Origin of the sequence: Streptomyces sp. H39-C1, assembly GCF_027158125.1 — a bacterium.
Classification (GTDB): Bacteria; Actinomycetota; Actinomycetes; order Streptomycetales; family Streptomycetaceae; genus Actinacidiphila; species Actinacidiphila fildesensis.
This window is the reverse complement of sequence record NZ_JAPVLS010000077.1, coordinates 36735-47710: the sequence shown is the minus strand read 5'-3', so window position 1 is coordinate 47710 and position 10976 is coordinate 36735. Positions and strand designations below refer to the sequence as shown.

General features: G+C 68.8%; 8 protein-coding genes. 2 read left to right on the top strand and 6 right to left on the bottom strand.

Translation table 11 applies throughout. The features are described from left to right. From O3W51_RS36380 to O3W51_RS36355, 6 genes are all read right to left on the bottom strand, one after another. Positions 1–604: neprosin family prolyl endopeptidase (locus O3W51_RS36380; protein ID WP_269288426.1), on the bottom strand; the 604-nt coding region annotated here is incomplete at its 3' end. 79 nt (positions 605–683) lie between these two features. Further along, positions 684–2039 (bottom strand): alpha/beta fold hydrolase, encoded by a 1356-nt coding sequence (locus O3W51_RS36375; RefSeq protein WP_198358991.1) that lies wholly within the window; start codon positions 2037–2039, stop codon positions 684–686. 35 nt (positions 2040–2074) lie between these two features. Further along, positions 2075–3811: a dipeptide ABC transporter ATP-binding protein gene (locus tag O3W51_RS36370; protein ID WP_138352744.1), complete on the bottom strand. Its 1737-nt coding sequence runs from the start codon at positions 3809–3811 to the stop codon at positions 2075–2077. Between the two features lie 82 nt (positions 3812–3893). Continuing rightward, positions 3894–4886, bottom strand: coding sequence for an ABC transporter permease (locus tag O3W51_RS36365; protein ID WP_138352745.1), 993 nt, complete (start codon positions 4884–4886; stop codon positions 3894–3896). A gap of 13 nt (positions 4887–4899) precedes the next feature. Continuing rightward, positions 4900–6654, bottom strand: coding sequence for an ABC transporter substrate-binding protein (locus O3W51_RS36360; RefSeq protein ID WP_138352746.1), 1755 nt, complete (start codon positions 6652–6654; stop codon positions 4900–4902). Positions 6655–6680: 26 nt separating this feature from the next. Continuing rightward, on the bottom strand, positions 6681–7691 hold the full coding sequence (locus O3W51_RS36355; RefSeq protein ID WP_138352747.1) for an ABC transporter permease: 1011 nt from the start codon (positions 7689–7691) through the stop codon (positions 6681–6683). Positions 7692–8163: 472 nt separating this feature from the next. Here O3W51_RS36355 and O3W51_RS36350 point away from each other — a divergent pair, with 472 nt between their 5' ends. Together O3W51_RS36350 and O3W51_RS36345 are read left to right on the top strand one after the other, a co-directional pair. Continuing rightward, complete coding sequence (locus O3W51_RS36350) at positions 8164–9552, top strand: helix-turn-helix domain-containing protein (RefSeq protein WP_138352748.1); 1389 nt, start codon at positions 8164–8166, stop codon at positions 9550–9552. A 447-nt stretch (positions 9553–9999) separates the two neighbouring features. Next, a complete protein-coding gene (locus O3W51_RS36345; protein ID WP_138352749.1) occupies positions 10000–10896 on the top strand; it encodes an SDR family oxidoreductase in 897 nt (298 codons plus the stop codon). Positions 10897–10976: the final 80 nt, after the last annotated feature.

Below are 10976 nucleotides of genomic sequence, written 5' to 3'. Positions count from 1 at the left end.
CGCCAGGTCGTCCGTTGCCCATGTCGGTACAGGAGGGGACGTCGGCGGTGTTGGCGGCGACTTCGCCGAAGGCGGTGACGACCTGGGCCCGGGAGTAGGTGCCCTTCCACAAGGAGCCGGGGAAGTACCCGAAGGGCTGGTTGTCGTAGTACACGTACCAGTTGCCGCTGTAGTTGATGATGCTGAAGTTGGCCGAAGTGCCGGAGCGGACGGTCATGCCGGCCCTGATGCTGCTGGAAGTGGGCACGAAGCCGCAGCCGTTGTAGCAGGACGTCTGGTTGTTCACCCAGTGGTAGACGAACAGGTGAGGCTGGTAGTCGCCGTTGGTGACCGGGTCGACCATCCAGCCGATCTCGACGACGGCGCTGCGGTCGTCGGTGCGCAGGGCCAATTCCTGCAGCGAGTGGCCGGCGGTGACCTGGGGGGTGGCCTGGGTCATGGTGACGGAGGCGCCGGTGGCGCTGACCTCCTGCTGGCCCGAGACGTAGCTGAAGCACGAGCCGTACCAGCAGGTGGAAGCATTCGCGCTCTGGGCGGGGAGCAGGAGTGCCATTGCCAGCACCAGTGCCACACCGAGCGCGGTGAGTATCTTTCTCCGAGACATCGTCCGACCTTTCTGTGGGGGGCTGCCCGGGGCCTGATGTCCCGGGAGATGGGGGGGGAGTGGGTGGCCGGACCCGGTGTCAGCCGTCGCCTCGGGCGGCGGTGAGCAGCATGTCCAGCACGACGGTGCCGCTTGCGGCCAGACCGTCGTGCTCGTGGTCGCCCGTGACGACGGTGCGGGTGCTGCCGATGGCTGCCGCGGTGCGCAGCGAATCGCCCGCGTCGACGTACAGGTCGTCCTGGTAGACGACTGCGCAGGTGGGCACCTGATTGGCGGCCAGCAGCGCCTTGTCGTACAGCGGTGTCCACGACGTGTCCTCGGCCAGCAGTTGGGCCGTGTCGCGCAGCGGCCGCAGCGCGGGGTCGATGCGGAAGTGCCAGGGGTGGATGGTTTCGCCGGTGAACAGCAGCCGGGCGTGCGGGTCTTCGAGAGCGGCGCCGGCGTCGAACTGCGGGAACTCCGCGCGGACGCGTTCGGCCGCCCACGCGGTCGGCTGTCCGTCCTGGGCGTAGGCGGCCTCGTGCAGCACCGCGTACAGCGGTCGGGTCGCGAAGGACAGCAGGGACTGCACCTGGTGCTGGAAGGCGTCGGACAGTTCGGGGCCCCGGGTTCCGGACAGGAAGGCGCCTTCGAGGAGGTAGTGCAGGCGGGCCGCGCCGTCGATGGTTCCCAGCAGGATGCCCAGACTCTGGAATGCCTCGGCGGTCAGCAGCAGGCCGCCGGGCAGCACGACCTCGTGCTCCCTGAGGTGCCGGGCGATGCTACGGGCCCGTTCCTCGTCCTCGGGATAGCGGGCGTAGTAAGCGACGTTCTTGCGTTCCATGCGGGGGTAGGCCGCGCGATAGACGGTTTCGGCATCCGAGTCCAGCCCGGGCAGGCCGCCGACGATGAACGCCTCACGCAGTCCTTCGGGCGCCAGGCAGAGATAGGTGACCGCACAGAATCCGCCGAAGCTCTGCCCGAGCACGCTCCACGGCCTTCCGCCGGTCAGTTGGCGGCGGATCATCTCGGCGTCGCGGACGATGGAGTCGGCCCGGAAGAAGGGCAGATGCTCCGCCTGGTGACGGGCAGTGCCGCGCAGCGGGAGGGTCTGCCGGTTCAGGGGAGCGGAGCGTCCGGTACCGCGCTGGTCCATCAGGAGCACGCGGTAGTCGCGGGCGGCGCGGGCGAGCCAGCCGCCGGCCGTCTGGGTGTCCAGCGGCCGCGGGGCGGCGCAGCCGGGGCCGCCTTCGAGGTAGAGCAGCCAAGGCCGCCCATCCGAGTCGGCCCCCGGGGCGGTGACTTCGCGGGCGAAGACCTCGATGTGCTCGCCGTCGGGACGGTGGTGATCCAGTGGCACCGTGAAGACGTGCTCGGTCAGCCGAAGCCCGGCCTGCCGGTAGGCGGGCGGCTGCTCGGTCGTGGGTTTCTCGGCGGGCGGTCGGTGCGCGGTCATCGAAGCCTCATGGATATCGGGGGCAGGCGGCTGGGTCAGGCGGTGGTGCGGAAGCGGGGGACCGCGGCGAGAAGGCTGCGCGTGTACGGGTGCTGGGGAGTCTCGAAGATCTCCTCGCGGGTGCCGGTCTCGACGATCCGGCCGGCTCGCATGACGGCGATGCGGTCGCAGAAGTGCCGCACGACGGCCAGGTCGTGGGAGACGAACAGGTAGGAGATGCCGAGTTCGTCACGGAGATCGGACAGCAGGTTGAGCACCTGGGCCTGCACCGAGACGTCCAGGGCGGACACCGGTTCGTCGGCGATCAGGAGTTCCGGCCCCAGGGCCAGCGCGCGGGCGATGCCGATGCGCTGGCGCTGCCCGCCGGAGAATTCGTGCGGATAGCGATCCAGGTGCAGGCGTTCGAGTCCGACCTGTTCCAGCAGTTCGGCGGCCCGCTCGCGGCGTGCGTCGGCATCCAGGCCGGTGTGGACGCGCAGCGGTGCTGTGATGATCTGCGCGACGCTGCGCCGGGGGTTGAGGGAGGCGTAGGGGTCCTGGAAAATGATCTGGACGCGCTGGGCAAGCTCCGTGCGGACCGGTCCTGAGGCCGCCGTCACATCGGTGCCGCGGAACGCGACCGTGCCGGCGGTGGGCCGTATCAGGCCCATGACGACCTGCGCGGTGGTGCTCTTTCCACAGCCCGACTCGCCGACCAGGCCGAAGCTTTCGCCGGCGCCGATGGTGAAGCTCACGTCGTGCACGGCGTACGACCGGGGTGTCCTGTGCCACCGCAGCAGCGAACGAGGGGCGTAGTCGACGGTCAGTTCCTGGACGGACAGGATGTCGGCCCCGGTTGCGGCGGGCGCGGCAGCCCGGTTGCTGAGTGACACCGGTGTGGGGGCCGGCGGGGCAGGTGGCGTGGTCGCGGCGGACACCGTCGCCAGCCGAATGCCGGGCGGGGTGTCCATGGTGGGCACGGCGGCCACCAGCGCGCGGGTGTAGGGGTGCTGGGGGGCGGCCAGGAGCGCGTCGGTGGGACCTTCCTCGACCTTCTCGCCCCGGTACATCACCAGTGTGCGGTCCGTGGTCTCCGCGACCACGCCGAAGTCGTGGGTGATGAGGACCAGGGACAGGGACAGGTCGCGTCGCAGGTCGTTGAGGAGCGCCAGCACCTGTGCCTGGAGGGTGACGTCCAAGGCGGTGGTGGGCTCATCGGCGATGACGATCTCGGGCTCGTTCATCAGGGCCATGGCGATGCAGACGCGTTGACGCATGCCGCCGGAGAACTGGTGCGGGTACTGGCGGGATCTGCGGTCGGGCTCGGGGATGCCGACCCGGTCGAGCATGTCCACGGCTCGGGTCCTGGTCCGGGTCCGGCCGGCCCGCGGGTGGTGGAGCCGGTACATCTCCTCCAGTTGGGCACCGACGCGGTGGAAGGGACTGAGGGCGGCCAGCGCGTCCTGGAAGATCATGGCGATGCGGTTTCCGCGCACGTGGCGCATCACCGTCTCGGGCGCGTCGACCAGTTCCTCCCCGGCCAGTAGCGCACTGCCCGAAATGTGGGTGGTCGCCCGGGGCTGCAGTCCCATGAGGGCGAGCAGCGCCGCGGTCTTGCCCGAACCCGACTCTCCGACGATGCCCAGGGCCTCGCCGCGCTGAAGGTCGAAGGACAGATCCCGCACTGCGTGCACTCGGTTGCCGCGCGCCGCGAAGGTGACGTCCAGGCCGCGGACACGCAGTGCGGGTGGCGCCGCGACGGCCGGCGGAGCCTGAAGCGATGGCAGAGACATGGCGAACTCCCTGGTGGGCGCACGGAAGGAAGCGGAACGGCGGCGGGCATGGGCTGGGGCGGTGGGACGGCCCGGCTGGGAATCACGACAGGCGGATACGCGGGTCGAGCAGCGCGATCAGGCAGTCGGTGAGGGCGACGAAGACCACCACGAACAGCGCGGCGAGCAGTACCGTGCCGACGACGGTCGGCAGGTCGTTCTGGGTGATGGCGGTCAGGGCGAGCTTGCCGACTCCGTTGAGGCCGAAGACCGTCTCGGCGATCACCGACCCGCCCAGCAGCCAGCCGATCTCCAGGCCGATGAGCTGGACCAGCGGTGCCGCGCTGCCACGCGCGGTGTACTTCAGATGGGCCTGCCACCAGCCCATCCCCTTGCTGCGGGCGGTGCGGATGTACTCCTCGCCCATCGTGTCGAGCATCTGGGTGCGGGCGAGGCGGGCGTAGACCGCGGCACTGACCCAGCCAAGCATCAGCCAGGGAACCAGCATCCCGCGGAACCAGCCGGCGGGATCGTGCCAGGGCGAGGTGTAGCCGGGCTGCGGCAGCAGATGCGCCTGGTAGACCAGGTAGTACTGGACGGCGTAGCCGATGAAGATGAGCTGGACGCTGGCGCCGACCAAGGTGAAGGTGTTCAGAGCCCGGTCCAGCCAACTGCGCGGGAAGAGCGCCGAAAGGAACCCGGTGCCGCCACCGATGACGGCGAGCACGAGGACCGCGCCGAGCGTGAGGGACAGCGTGACCGGGAACGCCTGGCCGATCGCGGTCACCACGGGCTCGTGCAGGAAGTAGGAGTACCCCAGGCACGGTGCCGGGCAGGCCACCGGGGTGCCGTTGATGTCCTGCAGGGTGCGGCCGGCGACCAGCCCGCTGAGGTAGTGCCAGTACTGCGCCGGCACCGCCTGGTCCAGGCCCATTCCGTGCCGGATCGAGGCCACGGCGGCGGCGTCGCACTTGGCGCCGCAGGCGCTGCGTGCGGCGTCCTGCGGGCCGGCGTAGAACAGCGCGAACGTCACGGCACTGATGGCCACGAGGACCGCGAGGACTTGGGCGGTGCGCCGCACTGCGAAGGCGAGCATCTGTCGACTCCGTTCAGGCCACGTGGGCGCCGTTGAGGGGATTGCCGTTCGCCGCCCGGGGCAGCCGCAGGTTCACCCCGTGGATCTGGTAGCCCTGCGAGTACAGGTAGGGGATGACCGGGACGCCGGCCATGATCTTCTTCTCCAGGGCGATGTACGCGGCGGCCTTGGCGGAGGAATCGCTCAGGGCCGCGATGCGGTCGAACTCCGCGGTGTCGGCGGAGCTGTCGAACCGGGAGGAGTCGTACCAGGGGCCCTGCCGGGCGTCGAAGACGTTGGGCAGTACCGTCGACGGGGAGGGCCAGTCCGCTCCCCAGCCGGTCAGGAACATGTCGTACGGTGCGCCCTTGGCACCGATGGTGTCGTAGTACGTCGTCGCGTCGAGCGGTTTGGCCACGACATGGATACCGATCTTGGCGTAGGCCGAGGCCAGCACCTGCACCTGCTGCTGTCCGGCCCCGTCCCCGCTGCGGTAGGCATACACCAAGGTGCTGAGTTTCTGCGCCGAGCGGGCCAGGTACTTCTGGGCGGTGGCCACGTCACCGCGCGCCGGAGCGTGGAAGGTGTCGTAGTCGCGGTAGCCCAGCAGATCAGGGGTGGTGACGGTGGTGCCGTACTGACCTGCGAACGCACCGCCCTGCAGCTGCCTGAGTTGCTCCTTGGGGAAGGCGTACAGCAGGGCCGTGCGCAGATTCACGTCGGTGATGCGGGCTGTGTTGATGGCGAACCAGTAGCCGAAGATCCCCTGCGGCTGGTAGGCGATCGACCCACGGTCCGCGCGGTTGTTGACCGTGTCGTTCAGAGAGGGTGCGATGGCGTTGCTGAGGCTCATGGTGGTGGGGCCGTTGCCGGCGGTGGACAGCATCTGCTGGTCGATGTTGACCAGTTCCTTGCCGAAACCGAACTCGTAGGCGTCGGCGTACTGGTAGCGGATCGGGTCGGTGTCGGCCTTCCAGTGCGGGTTGGGGACGAGCTTCATCGACACGTTCTGGGTGTGCGCGGCGATCTGGTAGGGCCCGCAGGAGTACGGACTGAGGTCGTAGGCGCTGCCGGTGTCCTTGTCCTTGCGGACCGGGCTGGCGGTTCCCAGCGCGGCGGCGAACGGCACGTCGGACTGCGGCTTGGGGAAGTGGAACACGATGGTGGATGCGTCCGGGGTGACGATGGCGGGCATGTCCCCCGTGGCGGGCCCGGCGTACTTCTTCTGGGCGTCGGTGATCGTGCTGGTGCCGGTCAGCCACTCCTGCCAGTACACCGGGCCGTTCTCGAAACCCTTCTGGAAGGAGCGCTCGATGCCGTACCTGACCTGCTGGGCGGTGACGGCTCGGCCGTCCTGCCAGGTCGCACCGGACTTGAGGTGGAACGTCCAGGTCCTGCCCTCGTCCGATGCCTCACCGGTGTTCGTGGCCAGGTCACCGACCAGGACCCGCTGCCCGTTGATCACGGTATAGCCGGTGAGCTGCCGGTCCACCATGTTCAGTACGTCATAGCCCTGGGAGACGTACACCTTCTGTGGGTCGAGGTGGTCGTAGTCGGCGGTGTCCAACACGGTGACGGTCCCGCCCCGTCCCGCACCGGAGATGACCGGCGCCGGGCCATGGCTCTCGGCCTCGGTACCCATCCGCACCGCACTCTGGCCGGCTTTGATGGCGGGCGCTTTGCCGTGCTGGGTACCGGTGTTGCCGCCGGCGGAGCTGCAGGCCGAGAGCACGGCGAGGGAGGTGGAAGCGGCGATCGCTGCGCACAGGGCGCGGGACATGGTTCTCATCGCGGGAGTTCCTTGGAGGGTTCGGTTCACGCGGACTTGGGGTCGAGTGCGTCACGGACGCTGTCGCCGAGCAGGTTGAAGGCCAGAACGAAGATCAACATTGCTCCGCCGGGGAAGAGCATGTAGGTGGGGTCGGAGTAGAAGACCTGCCCGGCGTGGCCGATCATTCGGCCCCAGTCCGGGACGGGCTCGTTGATGCCCTGTCCCAGGAAGGACAGGGCCGCCTCGAAAGCGACGTAGGCGGGGACCGCGACGGTGATGTGCACGATCACCGGGCCCCACAGGTTGGGCAGCAGTTCGGTGAGCACGATCCGACGCCGGCTCATCCCCAGCGCCCGCGCGGCCTTGACGAACTCCCGTTCACGCAGGGACCGCACCACCGACCGCAGCACCATCGCCTGGGTGATCCACCCGAACAGCGACAGCACCAGGATCACTGAGGTGAACTGCATCCAGGCCGGCTCGTTCTGGTCCGGTGCGACCAGCCGGGAATTGATCACCGGGGTGAGGGCGATCAGCAGCAGCAGTGAGGGGAAGGCGAGCATCACGTTCGCGACGAACTCGAAGCCCTTCTCCACCACCCCGCCCAGATAGCCCACCGCGATACCGACCACCGCGCCGATGAGGCTGGTGATCAGCACGCAGGACACCGCGATCAGCAGTGAAGTGCGGATGCCGTACAGCAGTTGGGTGAACACGTCCCGCCCGAGCCCGGGTTCCAGGCCGAACCAGAAGCGAGCGCCGATCCCGCCGTTGGCGCCCGCGGGGTACCCGCTGTCGGTGAGCAGGCCGGCATCGTCCTGCCCGTAGTGCTCGGCGGGACTCTTGCCGTAGACCCACGCGATCACCGGGGCCAGCGCCCCGATCACGACCACGCCGAGGACCACACCCAGGCACACCATCCCGACGCGGTCCCTGCGGAACCGGGCCCAGGCCAGCCGGGCCGGGGACTGCCCCGGCCGCTCGTCGGCGTTGTCGGTCCCGTCAGGCGGAGCCGTCGCCGCCCGGGGTATTACGGCTTGCTGCGGATCGGACATGACGCCTCAATCACCAGGGTCAACACGGAAACTGCATGTAAGTGAGCGGATAATCTCACTTACATGTGGAGTTAAGTTAGGGCTCGTGGTCGGGGTCCGCAAGGCCTACCGACGGGTTGCTCGGCCTCGGTTGGGTCACGACGGTCCGGCCGGGCGCCGGAGCGATCCCGTGCCCGATGCGGCCACGGGGGAGGACTCGGGCGCGGCCGGGCCGGACCGGGAGGAGACGGAGTGTGCCCTCGGCCCGCTGGTCCAGTGGGTCCCGCTACCATGCAAATAGCCGTATTAATGGAGATATGTTCCCGGTCGCTGGGGACGCTCCGCGCACGCCAAGGGCTCCGGGGCAGTCACATCGCGTTCATGCGACCGAGAGCCGGTCGGCTCGTGGACGGCTCAAGCAGGTGCCCGTGCCGGGGGGCGTGATAGGACTTGTGCCGAGGGCGTCCGCCCGCGCGAAGCCAGGAAGGTGCGCATGCCCATCGGTGGTACGGACGACGGCGCGCCCGGCGACGCCAAGGGGATCGGGGAACGCGTTCAGTCCCTGCGGACCGGCCTGCGGCTCACTCAGCGCCAGTTGGCCGAACCCAAATACACTCCGGCGTACGTTTCCACCGTCGAAGCCGGAAAAGTCAGGGCGTCCGAGACAGCGCTGCGTTACTTCGCCGGCAAACTCGGGACCACTTATGAGCAGTTGGCGACCGGGGTCCCGGCCGAACTGCGGGCCGAACTGCGGGAGGGCCTCGCGCAGGCGAGCGGTCTGATGGACAGCGGCTCCAGCACGGATGCCGAATCGCTGCTGATCGGCCTCATCGAGCAGGCGCAAGCGCACCAACTCCACGACCTTGAATCACAGCTGCGGGTCTCACTCGGGCATTGCATGTTGCGGCGCGGCGCGCTGGCAGAGGGGCGCTCACAGTTCGAGCGGGCCGAAAGCCTGATGGCGGACGAGCCGCTTCCCTCGCGGGTCCGCGCGGTGCGCGGCCTGGCCACCGCCCACCAGTTGGAAGGCGACGTGCGCTACGCCTGCTACCTGCTGGAGAAGACCATCAACGAACTGAACGCCGAGGGCCTGCCGGACCCCGAGGCGTTGCTTCTGCTGTACGTCACCGTCATCACCCCGTACATGGACCTCGGGGCCTACGAGCGCGCCGCCAAGGCCGCCGGCCTTGCCCTCGACCTCGCTCCCCAGGTGAAAGACCCTGTCGCGATTGCCGGCCTCCACCGGTCCGTCGCCCGAACCCTGGCCGCCCAGGGACGCTACGAGGACGCGGAGAACTACCTGGTGAAAGCCCAGGAGCTCTACCAGCGGCGCGAAATCCGCTCGGAACTGGCGCTGTGCCACTGGATGCACGGCTATCTGCACACCCAGCACGGCCGCCTGGCCGAAGCGGAAGACGAACTGCGCACGGCGCGCGAGATGCTACGGGAGACCGGAGGAACGTTCTACGCCGTGCAGGTCGAGGTCGAACTCGCCGATGTCCGCCGCCGCCGCGGCCACGACACCGACGCCGAGCAACTCCTGCTCGACCTCCTCAAGGGGCTCGGACCAGGCCGGGGTGCCGTGCACGCGGCTGCCGCCCACCGGCTGCTCGGGCTGATCCACGAAGAACGAGGCGACACCGGGGGGGCCGAGCAGCAATACCTGGCCGCCATCCCCCTGCAGGAAGAAGCCGACGTCATCGGCGACCTGGCCGACACCTGCCGCCTCCTCGGAGATCTGCTCAACCGGCAGGGCCGCACCCAGGAAGCCATTGCCGTCTACCGCCGCGGCCTGACCCGTCTCGCCCGCCCGGGCACCGTGACCCTCGGTCCGGTTCCCGCCTTCCCGCCTCTGCGGACCCTCGGTGCCGACTCGATGTAAGCGGAGGCTCGTCCAGCGCATCGCCGACGCCTTCGCACTCACATCAACGACCTGCGCCACTCGGCGTCACCACCGAATGTGAGACAGAGCCGTTAAATTGACACACCCGTACGCCCTGCTGTGAGGGCCGCAGATGCGGGAGGGCAGGCGCTGCCACGCGCCTTGCTCGGCGGAGTGCCGGCGGTCGCGCGGCGCACTCCGCACGGAGCGCTGTGCGACGCGTCCGGCCAGGCCCGCCGACGGACTCCTGGCGCGCTGGTGCGCGGCGACCGGGGTGGTGAGGGGCTGCGCGAGCTCTCCTCTGTGCGTGCCCAATCTGATGAAATGAGCTTATTGAGGGCGTTAGGGGCAGGCGCTTCCGGGCACGCGAAGGGTGAAGCGAGTCGTATCGCCCCGGCATGCACCACTCATCAGCATGCACCCTTCGTCATACCCCAGGAGCTGTCCGTGTCTCCAGATCAGTTCTCTCCACGTCACCCCGCAGAGCAGTACCCGCAGCCGGAATTCGAGGAGCAGGATCAAACCCATCCGGGGCTGAGCGGAGCCATGGATCCGGAGCCTGACTACGGCGAGGACACCTATCGCGGCTCCGGCCGGTTGCAGGACAGAAAGGCTCTGATCACCGGAGGGGATTCCGGGATCGGTCGTGCCGTTGCGCTCGCCTTCGCTCGTGAGGGCGCGGACGTGGCAATCTCCTACTTGCCGAGCGAGGAGGAGGACGCACAGGAGACCGTCCGGCTGATCGAGCACGCGGGACGGCGGGCGCTTGCCGTGCCGGGCGACGTGCGGCAGGAGGACTACTGCGGCGCTGTAGTGCGCCGCGCGGTGGACCAGCTCGGTGGCCTGGACGTCCTGGTCAACAACGCGGCCTACCAGATGTCTCAGCCCGATGGCCTGTCAGCCATCGATACCGAGCAGTTCGACCGCGTCATGAAGACCAATCTCTACGCGATGTTCTGGCTGAGCAAAGCTGCCCTTCCCCATCTGGCTCCGGGGTCGTCCATTATCAACACCGCCTCCGTCCAGGCCTACCAGCCCAGCCCGCACTTGCTGGACTACGCCATGACCAAGGGTGCCATCGTCACCTTCACACAGGGTCTGGCTCAGCAACTCGCAACCGAGGGGATCCGGGTCAACGCGGTCGCCCCCGGTCCGGTGTGGACTCCTCTCATCCCCGCCACGATGTCCCCCCAGAAGGTCGCCGAGTTCGGCAAGCAATTGCCCCTTCAGCGGCCGGCGCAGCCGGCTGAGATGGCTCCCGCCTATGTCTTCCTCGCCTCTCAGGAAGCCGGCTACATCACCGGGGAGATTCTGAACGCCACCGGCGGCACCCCACTGCCCTGACGGGCAGCAGGTCGTTCTCGCCCGGTTGTGCCGGGTCCCGTGAGCGGTGTCGTGAGGCCCGTGACGGGGGTGATGTGTGG